The organism is Posidoniimonas corsicana (genome assembly GCF_007859765.1).
Taxonomy (GTDB): Bacteria; Planctomycetota; Planctomycetia; order Pirellulales; family Lacipirellulaceae; genus Posidoniimonas; species Posidoniimonas corsicana.
This window is the reverse complement of record NZ_SIHJ01000001.1, coordinates 3,734,171-3,751,908: the sequence shown is the minus strand read 5'-3', so window position 1 is coordinate 3,751,908 and position 17,738 is coordinate 3,734,171. Positions and strand designations below refer to the sequence as shown.

Annotated in this window: 18 protein-coding genes; 12 read left to right on the top strand and 6 right to left on the bottom strand. The window is 66.9% G+C overall.

The genetic code is table 11. The annotated features are described in order from the left end of the window. Positions 1-130 precede the first annotated feature (130 nt). Positions 131-715 (top strand): YceI family protein, encoded by a 585-nt coding sequence (locus KOR34_RS14395; RefSeq protein ID WP_146565253.1) that lies wholly within the window; start codon positions 131-133, stop codon positions 713-715. Positions 716-722: 7 nt separating this feature from the next. Here the strand turns inward: KOR34_RS14395 and KOR34_RS14390 are convergent, their stop codons facing one another. Both KOR34_RS14390 and KOR34_RS14385 read right to left on the bottom strand, forming a co-directional pair. Next, a complete protein-coding gene (locus tag KOR34_RS14390; RefSeq protein ID WP_146565252.1) occupies positions 723-1,514 on the bottom strand; it encodes a class I SAM-dependent methyltransferase in 792 nt (263 codons plus the stop codon). 52 nt (positions 1,515-1,566) lie between these two features. Beyond that, complete coding sequence (locus KOR34_RS14385) at positions 1,567-2,220, bottom strand: hypothetical protein (RefSeq protein WP_146565251.1); 654 nt, start codon at positions 2,218-2,220, stop codon at positions 1,567-1,569. Between the two features lie 154 nt (positions 2,221-2,374). Between KOR34_RS14385 and KOR34_RS14380 the strand changes: the two genes are divergently transcribed. Beyond that, positions 2,375-3,592: a BaiN/RdsA family NAD(P)/FAD-dependent oxidoreductase gene (locus tag KOR34_RS14380; RefSeq protein WP_146565250.1), complete on the top strand. Its 1,218-nt coding sequence runs from the start codon at positions 2,375-2,377 to the stop codon at positions 3,590-3,592. Positions 3,593-3,675: 83 nt separating this feature from the next. Further along, complete coding sequence (locus tag KOR34_RS14375) at positions 3,676-4,449, top strand: 3-keto-disaccharide hydrolase (RefSeq protein ID WP_146565249.1); 774 nt, start codon at positions 3,676-3,678, stop codon at positions 4,447-4,449. 32 nt (positions 4,450-4,481) lie between these two features. Here the strand turns inward: KOR34_RS14375 and KOR34_RS14370 are convergent, their stop codons facing one another. After that, positions 4,482-4,988, bottom strand: a complete 507-nt coding sequence (locus KOR34_RS14370; protein WP_146565248.1) for a hypothetical protein — start codon at positions 4,986-4,988, stop codon at positions 4,482-4,484. 222 nt (positions 4,989-5,210) lie between these two features. On the opposite strand from KOR34_RS14370, the gene KOR34_RS14365 reads away from it, so the two are divergent. From KOR34_RS14365 to KOR34_RS14340, 6 genes are all read left to right on the top strand, one after another. Beyond that, the gene (locus KOR34_RS14365; RefSeq protein ID WP_146565247.1) at positions 5,211-5,747 is read left to right on the top strand and encodes a superoxide dismutase [Ni]; all 537 of its coding nucleotides are present in this window, start codon (positions 5,211-5,213) and stop codon (positions 5,745-5,747) included. Positions 5,748-6,442: 695 nt separating this feature from the next. Further along, a complete protein-coding gene (gene rpsP / locus KOR34_RS14360) occupies positions 6,443-6,967 on the top strand; it encodes a 30S ribosomal protein S16 (protein ID WP_228714610.1) in 525 nt (174 codons plus the stop codon). A gap of 47 nt (positions 6,968-7,014) precedes the next feature. Beyond that, complete coding sequence (trmD, locus tag KOR34_RS14355; protein ID WP_146565246.1) at positions 7,015-7,758, top strand: tRNA (guanosine(37)-N1)-methyltransferase TrmD; 744 nt, start codon at positions 7,015-7,017, stop codon at positions 7,756-7,758. 76 nt (positions 7,759-7,834) lie between these two features. Next, on the top strand, positions 7,835-8,194 hold the full coding sequence (rplS, locus tag KOR34_RS14350; protein ID WP_146565245.1) for a 50S ribosomal protein L19: 360 nt from the start codon (positions 7,835-7,837) through the stop codon (positions 8,192-8,194). Positions 8,195-8,282: 88 nt separating this feature from the next. Then, positions 8,283-8,714, top strand: coding sequence for a YraN family protein (locus KOR34_RS14345; RefSeq protein ID WP_228714609.1), 432 nt, complete (start codon positions 8,283-8,285; stop codon positions 8,712-8,714). Positions 8,715-8,911: 197 nt separating this feature from the next. Next, complete coding sequence (locus KOR34_RS14340) at positions 8,912-9,379, top strand: MraZ N-terminal domain-containing protein (RefSeq protein WP_228714608.1); 468 nt, start codon at positions 8,912-8,914, stop codon at positions 9,377-9,379. A 196-nt stretch (positions 9,380-9,575) separates the two neighbouring features. On the opposite strand, the gene KOR34_RS14335 is transcribed toward KOR34_RS14340, so the two are convergent. From KOR34_RS14335 to KOR34_RS14325, 3 genes are all read right to left on the bottom strand, one after another. Further along, on the bottom strand, positions 9,576-10,007 hold the full coding sequence (locus KOR34_RS14335; RefSeq protein ID WP_146565244.1) for a DUF1844 domain-containing protein: 432 nt from the start codon (positions 10,005-10,007) through the stop codon (positions 9,576-9,578). Between the two features lie 50 nt (positions 10,008-10,057). Continuing rightward, positions 10,058-11,755: a CTP synthase gene (locus tag KOR34_RS14330; protein WP_146565243.1), complete on the bottom strand. Its 1,698-nt coding sequence runs from the start codon at positions 11,753-11,755 to the stop codon at positions 10,058-10,060. A gap of 134 nt (positions 11,756-11,889) precedes the next feature. After that, positions 11,890-13,923 carry a GGDEF/EAL domain-containing response regulator gene (locus tag KOR34_RS14325; protein WP_146565242.1) on the bottom strand — a complete coding sequence of 678 codons (2,034 nt, stop codon included), beginning with the start codon at positions 13,921-13,923 and terminating at the stop codon, positions 11,890-11,892. 381 nt (positions 13,924-14,304) lie between these two features. Between KOR34_RS14325 and KOR34_RS14320 the strand changes: the two genes are divergently transcribed. The 3 genes from KOR34_RS14320 to KOR34_RS14310 all read left to right on the top strand — a co-directional run bounded on the left by KOR34_RS14320 (position 14,305) and on the right by KOR34_RS14310 (position 17,673). Then, positions 14,305-15,099 (top strand): response regulator, encoded by a 795-nt coding sequence (locus KOR34_RS14320; RefSeq protein ID WP_146565241.1) that lies wholly within the window; start codon positions 14,305-14,307, stop codon positions 15,097-15,099. Between the two features lie 333 nt (positions 15,100-15,432). Next, a complete protein-coding gene (locus KOR34_RS14315) occupies positions 15,433-15,984 on the top strand; it encodes a YfiR family protein (RefSeq protein ID WP_197531417.1) in 552 nt (183 codons plus the stop codon). A gap of 15 nt (positions 15,985-15,999) precedes the next feature. After that, a complete protein-coding gene (locus tag KOR34_RS14310; RefSeq protein WP_146565239.1) occupies positions 16,000-17,673 on the top strand; it encodes an ATP-binding protein in 1,674 nt (557 codons plus the stop codon). Positions 17,674-17,738: the final 65 nt, after the last annotated feature.

The following is a 17,738-nucleotide window of genomic DNA, read 5'->3' as shown; positions in this document are numbered from 1 at the left end:
TCGATTAGGCCCGTTGGGAATAGATTCGACGAGCGCCCCACGTTCTTGCCGCACCAACGGGGATTCGTCGGGCGTAACCGCAGGGCCGCCGCCCCCCAACCGCAAGCGATCCCCCACCAGGAGCACCGCTATGCCCCGCCCGTTTCCGCTGCTTGTCGCCCTCGCGCTGTTGGCCTCCAACCAGGCGCAGGCCGCGCCCGCCCAGTACGTGGTGGACGGCGCGCACACCTCGGTGGTGTTCAGCGTCGGTCACCTGGGGTACAGCTTCACCTACGGCATGTTCAAGGAGGCGTCCGGCAGGGTCACGCTTGACCCGGCCAACCCCGAGGGCAGCCGGTTCGAGTTGGCGGTGAAGGTCGCCAGCATCAGCACCGGCAACGAGGCGCGTGACAAGCACCTCATGAACGCCGACTTCTTCGACGCAGCGAAGTTCCCGGAGATCACCTTCGCGGGCCAGACGCAGGGCGTGACGCGCGACGACAAGGGCCGCGACGTCTACCAGGTGAAGGGCAAGCTGACGATGCACGGCGTCTCGAAAGAGGTGACGCTGCCGGTCCGCCTGCTGCACGCGGGGGAAGACCAGCAAGGCAAGGCCCGCGTCGGCTTCCACTGCGACCTGCCGATCAAGCGGAGCGACTACGGCATGAACAACTCGATCCCCGCGATCAGCGACAGCGTCGGCGTCACGTTCAGCTTCGAGGCGGCCTCGCCGTAGCCGCCCGCTACCGCTCGCAGACCACGATCCAGCCGTTGGCGCGCAGCGCCGGCAGCAGCCACCCCGCCCGAAGCGCGTGGCGCCGGCGGACGTCCAGCGGGATCCATCGACGAACCCGCAGGCCCGCCGACCGCAGGTCGGCGCGCAGCTCGCGGTTGCGGAACACGTGCAGGTAGAAGTTCGGCACGCCGCGGTACGGGTAGTACTTGTCGCCGAGGTCCCAATCTTCGCGGCGGCGGGCGGACGGCGCCGACGCGGCGAGCAGGCTCCTGACGACCCACCACGGCCCGCCCGGGTCCCACACGTTGAACCAGAAGTTGTGCACGTGCAGCACCAGCCGCCCGCCCGGGCGGAGGACCCGCCGCATGTGCCCCAGCGCCCGCCGCCGCACGGCCCGGCCGCGGATCATCCCCAGCGTGCTGAACAGGCACATCGCGTTGTCGACGCTCTCGTCCGCCACGGCGTCGAGCTCCGCCAGGTTGGCCTGCAGGCACTCGATGTCGAGATTCTCCAGCGCGGCCTTCTCGCGGACCACGCCCAGCATCTTCTCCGACAGGTCCACGGCCAGGCCGCGGTGGCCCGCGCGGACCAGCGGCACGAGCGCGCGTCCGGTCCCGCAGCCGAGGTCCGCCACCCGTCCGGGCCGCGCGAACTCCTCACGCAGCACCGACTCCTCGAAGTCGAACAGCGGGTTGAGCGCGTGGTAGTCGTCGTAGTCCTCGGCGACCGAGGTCGACTGGGCGTAGTCCCACGTGCCCCGCGAGACGCCGGGCGGGAGTTTCCATTCAGGCACCGTCATGCGGCCAGCATAGCCGCAGCCCGTGGCCGGACGTCAGGGGTACGCGGGGCGCCTACCTGCTAGAGTTCCGCAGGTCGTACAGGTCCTCGCGGATCTGCAGCGTGTCGAGGTAGTGCACGATCTCGAACGACCGCAGCGTGTTGTACCGCGGGTCGTAAGCCGGCCCGCTGAACGGCCGCTGCACCGCGAGCGGCTGCACGTAGTTGTACCCACCACTCGACGGGACGCGCGGCGAGACCGGCGCTGGGGTGCGCTGCGAGGCGGCGTTCTCCACCACCTGGCGGCGGGCGGCGGCGAAGCGGCGGTTCTCCTGGGCGATCTGCCGGTGCTGCATCGACATCTGCTGCAGCCACGCCCGCATCTCGTCGGCCGACAACCGTGACAGCCGGTCCAGGTAGGCCCGCTCTACCGCCGGTGGCGATTGGCGCGAAGTGCGGAAATACTCTTCGAGCCACGCGCGGGCGAACCGCATCTCGGGGCTTTCCCACACGGCGCGGCGCTCGGCGTCGACCGGGTCGACCGCGGGCGGCGCGTCGCCAGCGGCGGGGTCTGCCGCCGCTGCCGGCTGGTCGGGAGCGACGGCGCCGGTCTCCGGGGCCTCGTCGGCCTGCGGAGCGCCCAGGGCCGCTGCGCCCAGGACCAGCGCCCAGACCAGGGCGGCCAGCGCGAATTCCAGCGGCGAGACGCTCAGCATGGCGGTTCGCATGACAGGGCGATGGGAGGGGGGGGCGGGTGTCCATGTCCAGTGTACCACGCTGCGGGAGGACGCGGCCAACCAATGGCGGCGGGATTCCTCTTCTCCTACGCCGCCTAAGCCCGGCCGTTACGGCGCCGGGCCGGGCACGCTACGCTTTAGCGTCATGAAACAGGAGTGCGACGTGGCGGTGATCGGCGCGGGCGCGGCGGGCATGTTCGCCGCGGCGCGGGCGGCTGCGCGCGGCCGGAGCGTGGTCCTGCTGGAGAAAAACCGCAAGGCGGGCGTCAAGATCCTGATGTCCGGCGGGACCCGCTGCAACCTGACGCACGCCGCCGACCGCCGCGCCATCGCCGCCGCTTTCGGCCGGCAGGGCGAGCGGTTCCTGCACGCGCCGCTGGCCGCGTTGGGGCCGGAAGAGCTGATCGAGTTGTTCCACGCGCGTGGCGTCCGCACCAAGGTCGAAGCGACCGGCAAAGTCTTCCCGGTCAGCAACCGTGCGCTCGACGTAGCACGGGCGTGCATCGCAATGGTGCAGGAGTCGGGCGCCGAGCTCGCGCTCGGCGAGCCGGTCGTTAGCGTCGAACGCTCGGAGCAGGGCTACTCCGTGCTGACCGACCGCCGCCGCGTCGACTGCCAGCGGCTGGTGCTGGCCACCGGCGGCCGTTCGTACCCCGGCTGCGGCACCACCGGCGATGGCTACGCGTGGGCCAAGCAGCTGGGGCACAAGATCGTCCCCCCGCGGCCGGCGCTCGCGCCGCTTACCAGCACGGCTGATTGGGTCCACCGCCTGCAGGGCGTCACCTTGCCCGACGTGCGACTGAGCGTCGTGGAGGAGGGGAGGAAACCGGCCGACACCCGCCGCGGATCGCTGCTGTTCACCCACTTCGGTCTGTCCGGCCCGGTGGCGATGGACATCAGCCGCGCGATCACCGACCGGCCCTCAGCCGACTGGCAGGCGGTCTTCGACTTCACGCCCGACACCGACGAGCAGACGCTGCGGTCCCGGTTCCGCGGCCCCAACCGGGCGGTGCTGAGCGTGCTGACCGAGCTGGTCCCCAAAAGCCTGGCGGAAGAGCTGCTTGTCGTGGCCGGCGCGCCCCCCGAACGCCGCACGGCCGAGTTCAGCAAGGCCGAGCTGTCCCGCCTGGTCGACGCGCTGAAACGGCGGCGGGCGCCGCTGTCGGGTACGCTCGGGTTCAAGAAGGCGGAGGTGACCGCCGGCGGCGTGGCGCTGAAGGAGGTCTCATCGCAGGACATGCAGAGCCGCGTCTCGCCGGGCCTGTTCCTGGCGGGCGAGGTGCTGGACCTCGACGGGCCGATCGGCGGTTACAACTTTCAGGCCGCCTTCAGCACGGGGTGGCTGGCGGGCGAGAGCGTCTGAGCGGCCCGAGTTGGCGTCCGGCCCCGGCGGGTGGGTATACTTGTGGCGAACCCCGAACCCCCTCTTCCGGAGAGTCGCCCCGCATGCCCGCCCGTCTGATCGTTGTCGTTGGATTGTTCTTGGTCGCGCAGGCCGCCGCCGCCGAGGAGTGGAAGCCGCTGTTCAACGGCAAGGACCTGAAGGGGTGGACCCCCAAGATCCGCGGCCACGAGGCGGGCGAGAACTTTGCCGACACCTTCCGGGTCGAGGACGGGCTGCTGAAGGTGCGGTTCGACAAGTACGAGGGGCCGTACCGCGGCCGGTACGGACACCTGTTCTACAACGAGCCGTTCTCCCACTACCGGATCCGCGTCGAGTGCCGCTCCATCGGCGATCAGGTGCAGGGAGGCCCGGGCTGGGCGCGGCGCAACAACGGCCTGATGCTGCACGCCCAGAGCCCGCAGACGATGGTGCTGGACCAGGAGTTCCCGGTTTCGCTTGAGCTTCAGATCCTCACCCAGCTGGAGGATGGCAAGCCCCGCAGCACCGCCAACCTCTGCACGCCCGGAACCAACGTGTTCCTGGACGGCAAGCTGCACACGCCGCACTGCACCAGCTCAACCAGCAAGACCATCCCCGACGGCGAGTGGGCCACCATCGAGGCCGAGGTGCTCGGCGGCGAGACCGTCAAGCACTTCGTCAACGGCGAGCAGGTGATGGAGTACAGCCGCCCTCAACTCGACCCGGCGGACAAGAACGCCCAGCGTCTGCTCGACGGCGGCTCGCCCAAGGAGCTGACCAAGGGCCTGATCTCGATTCAGGCGGAGAGCGCACCGTACGACTTCCGGAAGATCGAGGTGATGGTCCTCTCGCCGTAGTGGGCGCTGCCGCTGAGGACACACCGATCGCCTCAGGGGCTCCCCAGCTCGTCAACGAGGACGCCGACCTGCCGGGATGTAGAGTCCCTCAGGTTGGGCAGCGGGAGTCGCAGTGGCTCCGGAGTGAAGCCGCGGGCGACCAGCGAGGTGAAGTCGATGCGCGCCGGCAGCAGCTCGTCGGTCGGAAGCGGGCTTAGGATCGCCATTGCCTGGGCGCCGCCCAGCGGGCCTTGGTCGCTGCTCGGCGTGAGGCGTTCAACGCGCATTGCGGCGGTCGGGATCGAGCCGCGGATCTGCGTGTAGTAGTCGCCGCTGACGCACTGGCTGGCCAGCAGCCAGGGCCGCGCTCCGCGGGTCTCGAGCTCCGGCAGGTCGACGCCGAGCGCCGGATCGGCCGCGCGGTCGCTGGCCGCCGACGCGCCGCGGCTGTCGGGTGATGCTGTCTGGGCTTGATCGTTGGCCGCCGAAGCAGGCGGGACGCACAGGGTCAGGCAGACCCAAGCGACGCCGGTCGGGCGTCGCACCAGGGGGGCGATCATGGCTAGCGCGGGTGGGAAACGCGAGGTGGGGCAAAAATGCCAGTTCGCCTGTGAACTATCCGGCATCCTACTGCGTACTGCCCCCAGTTCAATCGCCGACGACCAACGCTGGGCGAGATTTACGGTCATCCCTGCTACGATTTGCCGTACGCTTTCGCACGTCTTAGAGTAGTGGCAGCCACAGACTCCCCGCCTTACCCACCTCAACACACAAAGGCAGCTATGAACCGCATCATCAACGCTTGCATCCTTACGTTCGCTTTCGCGACGCCGCAGATCGCCGCGGCCCACTGCCAGGTGCCGTGCGGCATCTACGGCGACCAGCGCCGCTTCGAGGAGATGCTCGAGGACACCGAGACCATCGCCAAGGCGATCACCCAGATCGGCGACCTGGCCGCCACCCACGACGCCACCGGCCACAACCAGCTGGTCCGCTGGGTCACGACCAAAGAGGCGCACGCGTCGAACATCCAGTCGATCATCGGCGAGTACTTCTTGGCGCAGCGCATCAAGAGCGACAACCCGAAGTACGTCGAGCAGCTGAAGGCCGCCCACACGGTGATTGTCGCCGCGATGAAGACCAAGCAGGCCGCCGACCCGAAGACTGCCGACGACCTGAAGAAGGCGGTCGAGGACCTGTACCGCGCCTACGAGGGCAAGGAGCCGATCGCCGAGCTCCGGACGCTCACGCCCGCCAAGACGCCAGCCGCGACGGTGTCGCTGCACAGCCACGAGGGCGGCGTCGAGCACAGCCACTAGCCCGCTCCGCAATTGACTGGCAGATTCCAACGCCCCGCCCGGGAGGCCTCCCGGGCGGGGCGTTTATTTTTGTCGGTGGCTGCGTTGCGCATCTCCTGATTCGGAGAACCAGTGGTGCTTCTCGGGGCTTCTTGGCTGAAACCGGCCACCTCGTGTGGTCAAATAGTGGGTGTTCGTATGTATACACGTTGGGTCAGCGTCCGCGCGACGGCCGTCGCGTAGGGCTCTTTGTGCTGCGCAGTGGTGGGGCGGAAGAAGGGCCCGGCGGGTTATGTCCCCTGCGCGCACAAAAACGGACAAAACCCAGTCGGCCCATCCGCCCTGAGAGCCGGAAACACTGCTATACCAGCCTCGGACGGGTTCGGCGGAGGAGGTGCGGCGGGGGTTTTGTCCCCTTCGCTCGTGTTCTTGGACAAAACGATTCGGTCAATTCTCCGCCGCCGGGCCCAGTTTCAGCTCATCCCGGCGGGGCTCGGGCCCCGAGGGAATGGGTTCCGGGGGAGGCTGGACGGCGGCTGGCCGGGTCGCGCGTGCCGCGTGGCTTTACCGGCGCCGTGAACGGCCGCTGGGCCTTGCCACGCCGGGCAAAATCGCCCACAATCCCGGATTCCAGTTTTCTCTGGCAAACAAAACAACCTGCCCGCCCCTGAACGACTATTGAGCGGCGGCCAATCAACACCCCCCGGGAGTCCCGCGTGTCCGTACGTATCCGCATGAAGAAGATGGGCCGGACCCATCGACCGTTTTTCCGCATCTGCGCCACCGACAAGCGGGCCCCCCGCGACGGCAAGGTGCTCGAGGAACTCGGCACGTACGACCCGATGGTCTCCGAGACCGACGCCCGCGCCCGGTTCAAGAACGAGCGCGTGGAGTACTGGCTGAGCGTTGGCGCCCAGCCGTCGGAGAAGGTGGCGGTGTTGATCAAGAAATACGGCCCCAACGGCACCCACCTGGATGCCCAGAAGGAGGCCCTCGACCGCCTGGCCATGGGGCGTGAAGTGCCCGATCCGGGCGAGCCCGCGTCGCTGCCCAAGGCGCCGGAGCCCGAGCAGCCGGCAGAGGCCGCCGCGCCAGCCGAGGCGGAGGCCCCGGCCGACGACGCCGCTGCCGCTGAGGCGCCCGCCGAAGAGGCCAAGGCTGAGGAGGCCCCGGCCGAAGAGGCGAAGGCCGAAGAGCCCGCCGCGGCCGAGGAGTCGAGCGAGGAAAAGCCGGCCGAGTAGCCTCGGTTGGGTGAGTCGTTTTGAGCGAAGTGGCGGTGGAGTGAGGCATGCGGTTCGACGTGCTGACTCTGTTCCCGGAGATCTTCTCCGGCTACCTGAGTCAGAGCCTGCTCAAGCTGGCGATCGACCGTGGCCTGGTCAGGGTCGACCTGCACAACATCCGCGACTGGGCCAAAGGCAAGCACCGGCCCGTGGACGACCGCCCCTTCGGGGGCGGCCCCGGCATGGTGCTCAAGCCCGAGCCCGTGGTTGAGTGCGTCGAGGCGGTGCAGGCGATGGGCGCCGGTGGCGAGCCCGGGCCCGCGTCGCCAGGGCGGCTGATCCTGCTGACCCCGCAGGGCAGACGCTTCGACCAACGCGTGGCGGAGGAGCTGGCGGTAAGCGACCGGCTGCTCCTGCTGTGCGGGCGGTACGAGGGGTTCGACCAGCGGATCTACGATCTGCTGTCGCCCGAGGAGCTATCCGTCGGCGACTTTGTCCTCAACGGGGGCGAGGTGGCCGCGATGACAATAATTGATGCGGTGGTGCGGCTGTTGCCCGGCGTGCTGGGCGACGAGAACAGCAGCATCGAGGACTCGTTCTCCCGCGGCAACCGGCTGCTGGAGCACGCCCAATACACCAGGCCACGAGAGTACCGGGGGTTGGCCGTCCCGGAGGTGCTGCTCGGCGGCAACCACCCCGACATCGCAGATTGGCGTCAGCGGGACAGCCTGGATCGCACCAGGGCCCGCCGCCAGGACCTGCTGGAGTTGGGCGACGACGACCGCCGGCCCGACCCGCCGCAAGACTAGATAACCAGAGTAGCGTGGATGACGCAGGGCCCGGTTGCCCGCTGACCCTAGCGGATCAAACAAGGAAACGAAGCAGATGAGCCAGCAGATCATTGACCTCGTCGAGAAGGCGAGCCTGAAGGAAGACAAGCCGCAGTTCGAGGTCGGCGACACCGTCGACGTGCACAACAAGATCCTGGAAGGCAACAAGGAACGCATCCAGGTCTTTACCGGCGTGGTGATCGCGATGAGCGGCAAGGGCGTGAACGAGATGTTCACCGTCCGCCGGATCGTGAACAACGAGGGTGTGGAGCGGAAGTTCCCCGTGCACTCGCCCCGCATCGCCAAAATTGACGTGAAGCGTTCCGCCCGCGTGCGTCGCGCCAAGCTGTACTACCTGCGTGACCGCACCGGCAAGGCGACCCGCCTCCGCGAGCGTCGCACCGACGGCAAGTAGTTCAGCAAACACACACGGCTATTCGAACAACGAAAGCCGCGCACGGGCCCGCCGTGCGCGGCTTTTTTCGTAACAGGGAGCTGCTGCGATGCCCATGCCCTCCTGGCTCCGCCGGCTAGTCCCCGCTCGCCGCCCGCGGACCCTCGGCCACCGCGGCGAGGCGTTTGCCGCCCAGCTGCTCCGCCGCCAGGGCTACATCGTGGTCGCAGGCGGGCGTCGGAACCGGTTCGGCGAGATCGACCTGATCGCCGTCCAGGACCGCCGCACCGTGGTGTTTGTCGAGGTAAAGGCCCGCCCCTCGCAACGGGCCGGCAGCCCGGCCGAGGCGGTCGATCGTGAGAAGCAGCGGCGGATCGCCAACTCGGCCCTGGGGTTCCTCAAGTCCCACGGGCTGCTCGAGCAGCCCGCCCGGTTCGACGTGATCGCCCTGGTGTGGCCCAAGGGAGCGGCCAGGCCCGAGTCGGTGCAGCACATCGAGAACGCGTTCGAGCCGCCCGGCAGCGGCCGCTTCTTTGGGTAGGCCTGCGTTGCCTGCCGTTGGCGGGCGATGGCGGCGTTGCTGGCATGGATTTTTCTCCATTCGGGTGCTTGCTCTGTCGGTATGTGCTGGTAAAATCCTCCGCTGTGGGCGGCAAACCCACGAGAGGGGTTTTAAGAAGTCAGTATTGGGCAGATTTCCCACGGCAGCGGATGCCACGGCAGTTTGGGTGAGCATTCGTGCTACTTGGTGAGTCGATCCGGAGCCTGGACGATCGTTACCGTCTGACGCTGCCGCCCGAGATGTGCGAGGAGCTGGCGGCCGAGGACGGCGAGTGCCTGCTGGCCAAAGAGCAGCCCGGCTGCCTGGGGCTGTGGCGCCCGGCTCAGATGAAGGAACGGCTCGAGCAGGGCCGGAAGATACTCGAATCAAAGATCGCCGCGGGGAGGCTCGAGGGGAGGCTGGCCGAGGTGCAATCGCTCGGCCGCCTGCTGTCGACCCGCCACCGGGGCGTGCAGCTAGCCGGCCGCGGCCGGCTGGTCATACCAGAGGGCTTTCGCGAGTTCCTCGGCGTCGAGCCGGGGGGCACGGTCGTTGTGGTCGGCGCCGCGGTGTGCGTCGAGCTGTGGCGACCAGAGGCTTGGTCCCAGACCATCGGCCAGCAGATGCCCGAGTTTGGAAAGCTGTTTGAGGAGCTCACCGCCTAGGCCGCCGAGCACGCGACCTCAGGCCAGGAAACGGAAACCACGCCCAGCGAGGCATCCGCCCGATATTCCCGACCGTTGTCACCCGGCGCGGGATGCAAGTCACCATGGATCGGGTCGTTTAGGCATGGGACGCCTAACGGGCCATCGCTGGGCGTGGTTTTTTCTTCTGCCGACAGCGGGGCGATCGCCCTCTCGGTCAGCTCGGAGCGGAGTGGACGAACGCCATCCGCAGCTGGTGCAGCAGGCCCTCAACGGCCTCGGCCTCTTCGGGCGCCAGGTTGCCCTTGGTCTTATCCTGCAGCACGCCGATGGTGTCGATCAGGTACTTGGCCTGATTGCGTCGGGGCTTCGCCTCGCCGGTGACGGGGTGCGGGATCTGCCCGAGGGCCATCATCGCCTCGGTGGCGAGCCCGGTGATCAACATCTCGAATGACGCGGGCGGCATCTCCGGGTCGTCCGGGAACGGCTGATCGGCGGCGGCGTCGACCGGCTCGGCCGCAGGAGTGTCGGCCGGGGCGTCGCCATCGGGGCTGCCAGACTTGGCGGCTTCCTTTTCGGCCTGGACTTGGGTCTTCCAGTCCTCGTCGATGATGATCTTGGGCTTTTCGCCCTGCGGCTGGTCTTCCATCGGATCTGGCAGTTGGAGGAGGAGAACCTTGGAGGGGAGCGCCCGCCGCGCTAGCCCTGGGCGGGCTGTCCCGGGGCGGTTTCGGCCTGCTGCGAGTCGGCGGCGGCGTTGGCCCGCTTCTTCATGCGGTGCTGCACGGCCGCCCCGACGAATCCGGCGAACAGCGGCTGGGCGGCGATCGGCTTGCTCTTGAATTCAGGGTGGTACTGCACCGCTAGGAACCACGGGTGGTCGGGGACTTCCACCACCTCGACCAGCGTGCCGTCCGGGCTGGTGCCGGTGATCCGCATGCCGTTGGCGTCGAAGCGGCTGCGGTAACAGTTGTTGAACTCGTAGCGGTGCCGGTGGCGTTCGTTCACGTCGGCGATCCCGTAGCACTGGGCCGCCTTGCTGCCGGGCTCCAGGCTGGTGGGCTGCGAGCCGAGCCGCATCGTGCCGCCCTTGTCCGTGACGTTGCGTTGCTCGTCCAGCAGGCAGATCACGGGGTCGGGGGTGTCTTTGTCGAACTCGGTCGAGTGGGCGTCCTCCAGGCCCATCACGTGCCGGGCGAACTCAACCACGGCGCACTGCATCCCCAGGCAGATCCCGAAGAACGGCACGCCCTTTTCGCGGGCGAAGCGGATGGCCTGCACCTTGCCCTCGATGCCCCGCTCGCCGAACCCGCCGGGGATTAGGATGCCGTCGTAGCCTGAGAGGAGCCGCTCGGGGCCTTCGGCTTCCACGTCCTCGCTGCGGATGCGGCTGACGCGGATCTGTGCCCGGTTGGCGATGCCGGCGTGGTCGATCGCCTCGTAGATCGACTTGTAGGCGTCGCGGTGCTCGGCGTACTTGCCGACAACCGCAATCGAAACCTCGTGATTCGGATTCCGCAGCCGCTGGAGTAGCTCATGCCAGTCCTCCAGGTTGGGGTCCGGCGTTTTCAGGCCGAGGCGGTCGCAGATCAGGGCGTCCAGGCGGTTGTCCAGCAGGCTCAGCGGGACCTCGTAGATGGAGAAGTCCTTGTCGCGTTCTTCGATGACCGCGTCGAGCGAGACGTTGCAAAACAGGGCGATCTTCTCGCGGTCCTCGCGGCTGATTGGCTGCTCGGTCCGGCAGACCAGCACGTCGGGTTGGATGCCAATCTGCCGCAAGAGCCCCACGGAGTGCTGGGTTGGCTTGGTCTTGAGCTCGCGGGCGGCCTTCAGGTACGGCACCAACGTAAGGTGGATAAACAAGCACTCCTGCTTGCCCTTCTCAATGGCGAACTGGCGGATCGCCTCCATGAAGGGCAGGCTCTCAATATCGCCGACCGTGCCGCCGATCTCGGTGATGACGACGTCTACCGGGGGCTCGGTCGGGTCGTTGGTGGCCTTGGTTTCGGCAACCCGCTCGATGACGCCTTTGATCTCGTTGGTGATGTGGGGGATTACCTGGACCGTCTTGCCCAGGAACTCTCCCCGCCGCTCCTTATTGATGACCGACTGGTAGATCTGTCCCGTGGTGTAGTTCGAGTCCCGGGTCAGCGGGCTGTTGGTGAACCGCTCGTAGTGGCCGAGGTCGAGGTCGGTCTCGCTGCCGTCGTCCAGGACGTAGACTTCGCCGTGCTGGTAGGGGCTCATCGTGCCCGGGTCGACGTTGATGTACGGGTCCAGCTTCTGCATCCGCACCGACAGGCCACGCTTTTCCAGCAGCATGCCGATCGATGCGCTGGTGAGTCCCTTGCCGAGCGAGCTGACCACGCCGCCGGTGACGAAAATATGCTTAGCCATAGAGGTGCCCTGGTGCCGTCCGTGCCTGAGTGCGCCGGGGACCCTTGCCCGGCGATCGAAACGCCCCGCCGGAGGCCATGATACCGACTCGCCCCGCGCTTGAGCAGGGCGCCGGAAACGCTGAGCCAGCGCGACTAGCCGGGGCAGGCGTGGTCGGTGGCGGGGATGGCAAAGCGGGCGCCCTCGTCGAGCTTCGTGCGGCAGAACGCCTCGAATTCGTGGGGCGGGAGCGGACGCGAGATGTAGTACCCCTGCCCGTAGTCACAGCCCAGCTCGCGTATCTTGGCGAGCTGATCGTGGGTTTCGATGCCCTCGGCCACCACCTCCAGGCGGCCGGCCTGGGCGATCATCACCACCGCCCAGATGGTGGTGGCGCTCTCCACCTCCTCCACCAGGTTGTTGATAAAGCTGCGGTCGAGCTTGATGGTGCTGAACGGCAGCGAGTGCAGGATGCTCAGCGACGAGTACCCGGTGCCAAAGTCGTCCAGGTGCACCGAGACGCCCAGCTCCGCAAACCCGTCCATGATTTCTTGGACCAGGCCGACGTTGTCCATCGAGGCCGACTCGGTGATCTCCAGGGCGAGCGCCTCGGGGGGCAGCTGGTGCTTGTGAAGCGTGCGGGCTACCTGGTCGACGATTCCCTCGCTCGTGAGCTGGCGGGGCGACAGGTTGACGCTGATCTTTAGCTCGGAAAGGGTCCGATCATTCCGCCGCCAGTGGGCCGCCTGCCGCACGGCTTCGTCCAGAACCTGGGCGCCCACTTCCTCGATGGCGCCGGTTTCTTCGGCGACCGGTATGAACAAGGTGGGGGGCAGGATGCCGCGGGTGGGATGGTTCCACCGGACCAGGGCCTCGGCTTTCGCGACCCGGTTGTCCGACAGCGACATGATCGGCTGGTAGAAGACCTCGAATTCGCCCTCCTCGACGGCCCTCCGCAGGTCGAACTCCAGGTCGAGTCGCTCGGTTACCCGGTCCCGCATTGCCTGGTCGAACGTTGCGCCACAACCCTTGCCCGAGTCTTTAGCGTGGTAAAGGGCGGTGTCGGCGTCTCGCAGGATTTCCGCCGGGTCGTCGTACTCCCCACAGCTCACCGCGATGCCGATGCTGACGCCGAGGGCGAGCTGGCTGTGCTCGATTGTCATCACGCGAGACACCGCCTCGCGGATGCGTTGTGCAATGACCCCGGCGTGATCGGCGTCGGGGATGTCGTCCAGCAGGATGACGAACTCATCGCCCCCGAGGCGGGCTACCGTGTCGTAACCGGCCTGAGGGCAATCGTCGGCGCCCCGCAGAGTGCCGGTCAGACGGCGGGCGGTCTGGATCAGGCACTGGTCGCCGACCCGGTGGCCGAGGCTGTCGTTGATCAGCTTAAAGTTGTCCAGGTCGCAGTACAGGACGGCGAATCGGTGATCGGGGTTCCGCTTGCTGCGCTCAATGCAGCCCTCAATGCGCTCAATAAGCAGCAGCCGATTGGGGAGGTCCGTCAACGCGTCGTGGAACGCGAGGTGGCGGATCTGCTGATCGGCCATATGCCGGGCAGCGACCTCGCGGGCGAGTCGCGCGTTTGCCTCGGCTAGCGACTCCACCTGATCCTGCAGACGCTCGTTGGCATGCTGGAGCTTGATTGAGCGGTCGCGGATGTCCTGCTCAAGCACATTCGTCTTGTCGGCCGCGATCCTTGCTAGGTTCCACTTCTCGGTGAGTGAGCAGGCGAGCTGCTGCACCTCGATAACGTCGAACGGCTTCTTAAGGATCAGCAGCCAGTCGCCGGCGCCGACCTCACTCTGGATGTTCTGCCAGGAGTAGTCTGAGTATGCGGTGCAGATTACCACCTGCAGGTGGGGGTCGGACTTGCGGCACTCGACGACTGTGCGTAGGCCGTCCCAGCCGGGCGGCATCCGCATGTCGACGAAGGCGAGGGCGAACGGGGCGCCGCGGTCCTTGGCCTGCTGGACCAGTCTGAGCCCGTCTTCCCCTTGGTAGGCGGACTCGATCTCGTACTTTTGGTCGACGCTGAGCTGCGCTTCGGGCGCGTCCAGTACGGCGGCAGCCAGGCTCTGCAGTTCGGGGTCAGCACTCCTCGCTTGGAGGATGCTGAGGATGTCGTCGTGGATTGCCTGATTGTCGTCGACAACCAAGATCCGTCGGTTCTTGTGTTCGCTCTGCATTGGGTGGAAGCACGCGAGGGTTGCCGGCGGACTCTAGTTCAAGGTGCGTACCGACGCCTGGGACAACACGGTTGGCCCTTTCCGAAATCTAGGCCGGCTGCGGCGTCCCACCCCCGGTGAACCGAAAGGAAATGCCGCAACCCAGTTGGGGGGGCACGGTCGCACCGGTTGATGGCATTGGAGAGCCTCCAGTGGTCACTCCGGGCGGTGCGGCATGCGGAGTGAAACCCGAACCTGTTCCAGAGATCAGTGCGTTGAGCCAGCAAACCGTGGTGGACGATGTAGTCCTACGGCCTGAGTTGCAGGGGCGCCCTCCGTCCTGCCTCGCCATCCGCGGGACAGGCCGCGTCAACCACGCACACCGATTCGAGGCGAACTTCTATGCACGCGCAGGCAAAGGCGAAGGCCGCAGGATCGGATCCCAGCGGACCGGAGGAGTGCAACCGCCGGGTGCTGCTGATCGATGACAACCACGCTATCCACGACGACTACAACAAGATCCTCTCGCCGCCGAGCGACAGCAGCGAGCTGGACGCGTTGGGATCGCTACTGTTCGACGCGGCCACGCCCGACCGCGGACCGTCGGTCGTGTTCCAAACCAGCTCGGCCTATCAGGGCCAGGAAGCGTTGGGGCTGGTCGAACAGTCGCTCCGCGCCGGATGTCCATTCGCGATGGCGTTCGTCGACATGCGGATGCCGCCCGGCTGGGACGGTCTGGAAACGATCAAGCGGTTGTGGGAGGTTGACCCCCATCTCCAGATGGTAATCTGCTCGGCCTACTCTGATCGCAGTTGGGATGAACTTGTCGAGGAACTCGCCAACGAGGACCAGTGGCTGCTCTTGCGTAAGCCGTTTGACGGCGCCGAGGTGTCGCAGCTTGCGCTCGCGCTCACAATGAAGTGGTCCTTAGGCCGCGCGGCGGAGCGTTCGCTGGCCGACCTCAGGATGGCGTTGGACAGTATTGCGCCTGTGTTCGGTCAGCTGAGCGATGCCCTCGACTTGGCAAACGATCTCGCCAGCCTTGTTCAGCCGGGACGAGTTGAAACGGATACCCCTGTAGCTCCGTCGGAAGACGCAGTTTCGATCATCGCTGCCGCGAGGCGGTCGCTCGAGGTGCTGCGACAAGAGCTTGACGCCGTATCGGGTTTGCGGGTCAGTCCAGACGTGCGGGCCTAGCGCGGAGTGATTGCCGCAGAGCGCACTCGTGGCGGCAAGCTGTTGGGGCGCCAGTTCGTCCGCCGGACGATCACCCCGAGGGGTGAACCGCCGTTGGTTGCGCCCCACGACGCCCGTCGAGTCAACCTCGACGCAGATGCGTCGCTCGCGGGCCGGGTGAGTCGCCCGGTCTGCCATCCAGGCAGGGATGACGGTAAGGGCGTGGCCCGAAGCATGGGTAAGACCAGTCGCAACCCGACGCTAGCCTCCGCTCTGGCGGGCGCCGACTCTCGATCGGGTCGTCTCTGCCACAGCCGGGCGCCGATCCGTCGCAGGATCCGGCCCCAGGGAACTATGGTCCTCGCGTTGGTCCTGCTTACGTGCCTGACACACGCTGCAAAGGCGCAGTCGCCCCCATCGGTGGTGGTGAATCGCGAGTACACCATCAAGGCGGCGTTCCTCTACCACTTTCTCACCTACACCGAGTGGCCCGATTCTCGCGCAGGTGTTGAGGCGCCGCTGATTGTTGCGGTCTACGGGCCGGACCCGTTCGGCGCGGTGCTGGATAAGATCGCCGCGACCAAGACAGTGAACAACCGCCCAATCGAAGTCCGGCGGATCGCCGACCCGGCTGACGCCAACCCGTGTCACCTGCTGTTTGTGCCGGGCGCCGTCGCGCACGAAGAGCTCGGGGCCGTATTCGCCGCGGTGCGAGGCCTGCCTGTGCTCTTGGTGGGCGAGGCCGATGGGTTTGTCGACCGGGGCGGCGCCGCGGAGTTCTACGTCGAGGGGAACCGCGTCCGGTTCGCGTTCAACACCGATGTCGTTGACGAGAGGGAGCTGAAGGTCAGCTCCAAGCTGCTCTCGCTGGCGAAGATTGTCACCTCCAAACAGGCCAGCAAGTAGGGAGGCGGGATCCTGATGCGACCTCTATCCGATATGTCGATCAAGACCAAGCTGATGCTGCTGGCGATGCTGGCGGTGACGACCGCAATGTCGGTTGCGTGCACTGCGTTTGTCGCGAACGACGCAAGATTGATCCGGCAGGACATGGCTCAGCAGGTTTCGGCGCTGGCGAACGTCCTCGGCGCCAACACGACTGCGGCGCTGAAGTTCATGGACACCGATGCGGCAGAGCAGCTGCTGGCGTCTTTGCGGATGCAGCCGTTGGTCACCAGCGCGGTGCTGTACGACAGCGATGGGAATGTGTTCGCGACCTACCCCCCAGGCAGGCAGGAGGAATCGCTGCCCGCCGAAATGAAGGTCCTGCGGAGCCAGAATTCCAAGATGATCGCCTGCTCGCCGATCGTCGAGGACGGCGAGACGGTGGGGACCATTGTCGTCCGCGGCGATCTGCGTCTGCTGCACGAGCAGCTGCTGAACTACTCCTACATCGTGGCGGTGGTGCTGGTGGTCTCGTTCGCCGCGGCCTACCTGCTCGCCTCGCGGCTCCAGCGGGTGATTTCCGGGCCGATTAGCGGCCTGACCGCGGCCGCTCAGCGGGTGTCGGAGAACAGCGATTACTCGGTCCGCGTCTCTCGGCCCGGCAATGATGAACTGGGCGACCTGTGCGCCGCGTTCAATCACATGCTCGACCAGGTTGAGGAGAGCAGCGAGGCCCTCGTGCTGGCGCACAGCGACCTCGAGGCGCGCGTGATGCAGCGCACCCAGCAGCTCTCCAAGACCAACGCGGAGCTGAACAACGAGATCGCAGAACGCCAGAAGACCGAGGAGAAGCTCGAACAAATGCACCGTGAGTTGGTCGAGTCGGCGCGCCGCGCCGGCATGGCCGAGGTTGCCACCGGCGTGCTGCACAACGTCGGGAACGTGCTGAACAGCGTCAACATCTCGGCGACCATGATCAGCAACCAGCTTGGCGCGTCCAAGGTCGACCAGCTTGCTAAGGTGATCGACCTGATCGACGAGCACCAGGACGACCTGGGCGAGTTCGTCACGCAGGACGAGAGGGGCCGGCAGGTGCCACGGTTCCTCCGTGTGCTGAGCAACCACCTGGCGTCGGACGAGCAGGCGCTGCTGGACGAGGCGCGGTCGCTGATCTCGAACATCGAGCACATCAAAACCATCGTCTCCACGCAGCAGTCCTACGCCAACTCGGGTGGCCACGTCGAGACGACCGACCTCGCGGCGATCGTCGAAGACGCTGTGCGCTTGAACTCCGCATCGTTCGGACGGCACGGCATCGATGTAGTTCGGGAGTTGGAGCCGCTGCCCGAGGTCCTGCTGGATCGGCAGCGCGTGCTCCAGATCGTGATCAACCTCGTCAAGAACGCCAAGGAGTCGCTTGTCGAGCGGGAGGGGCAGAGCAAGCAGCTCACATTGAGGACCCTGAAGCGGGACGACCGGCTGATTCTGCAGGTGGAGGACAACGGCACGGGGGTGTCGCCTGAGAACCTCACACGGATCTTCTCCCACGGCTTCACCACGAAGAAGTCGGGCCACGGGTTCGGGCTGCACAGCTGTGCGAACTCCGCGACCGAGATGGACGGTTCGCTCACGGTCGCCAGCGATGGGCCGGGCAGGGGCGCCCGGTTTACGCTGGACCTTCCTTTCCGGCCCGCGGGCGTGGCGGTGTAGGCAGACGCACTGCCTGGGCGGGCTATTAGCGCCGCCCGTCTCACCGCCTAAATTAGGGGCTTTGA

Excerpts from the sequence above, each read along its gene's own strand:
- KOR34_RS14395 (WP_146565253.1), top strand. The coding sequence starts at position 131 with ATGCCCCGCCCGTTTCCGCTGCTTGTCGCCCTCGCGCTGTTGGCCTCC.
- KOR34_RS14390 (WP_146565252.1), bottom strand. The coding sequence starts at position 1,514 with ATGACGGTGCCTGAATGGAAACTCCCGCCCGGCGTCTCGCGGGGCACG.
- KOR34_RS14385 (WP_146565251.1), bottom strand. The coding sequence starts at position 2,220 with ATGCGAACCGCCATGCTGAGCGTCTCGCCGCTGGAATTCGCGCTGGCC.
- KOR34_RS14380 (WP_146565250.1), top strand. The coding sequence starts at position 2,375 with ATGAAACAGGAGTGCGACGTGGCGGTGATCGGCGCGGGCGCGGCGGGC.
- KOR34_RS14375 (WP_146565249.1), top strand. The coding sequence starts at position 3,676 with ATGCCCGCCCGTCTGATCGTTGTCGTTGGATTGTTCTTGGTCGCGCAG.
- KOR34_RS14370 (WP_146565248.1), bottom strand. The coding sequence starts at position 4,988 with ATGATCGCCCCCCTGGTGCGACGCCCGACCGGCGTCGCTTGGGTCTGC.
- KOR34_RS14365 (WP_146565247.1), top strand. The coding sequence starts at position 5,211 with ATGAACCGCATCATCAACGCTTGCATCCTTACGTTCGCTTTCGCGACG.
- trmD (WP_146565246.1), top strand. The coding sequence starts at position 7,015 with ATGCGGTTCGACGTGCTGACTCTGTTCCCGGAGATCTTCTCCGGCTAC.
- rplS (WP_146565245.1), top strand. The coding sequence starts at position 7,835 with ATGAGCCAGCAGATCATTGACCTCGTCGAGAAGGCGAGCCTGAAGGAA.
- KOR34_RS14345 (WP_228714609.1), top strand. The coding sequence starts at position 8,283 with ATGCCCATGCCCTCCTGGCTCCGCCGGCTAGTCCCCGCTCGCCGCCCG.
- KOR34_RS14335 (WP_146565244.1), bottom strand. The coding sequence starts at position 10,007 with ATGGAAGACCAGCCGCAGGGCGAAAAGCCCAAGATCATCATCGACGAG.
- KOR34_RS14330 (WP_146565243.1), bottom strand. The coding sequence starts at position 11,755 with ATGGCTAAGCATATTTTCGTCACCGGCGGCGTGGTCAGCTCGCTCGGC.
- KOR34_RS14325 (WP_146565242.1), bottom strand. The coding sequence starts at position 13,923 with ATGCAGAGCGAACACAAGAACCGACGGATCTTGGTTGTCGACGACAAT.
- KOR34_RS14320 (WP_146565241.1), top strand. The coding sequence starts at position 14,305 with ATGCACGCGCAGGCAAAGGCGAAGGCCGCAGGATCGGATCCCAGCGGA.
- KOR34_RS14315 (WP_197531417.1), top strand. The coding sequence starts at position 15,433 with ATGGTCCTCGCGTTGGTCCTGCTTACGTGCCTGACACACGCTGCAAAG.
- KOR34_RS14310 (WP_146565239.1), top strand. The coding sequence starts at position 16,000 with ATGCGACCTCTATCCGATATGTCGATCAAGACCAAGCTGATGCTGCTG.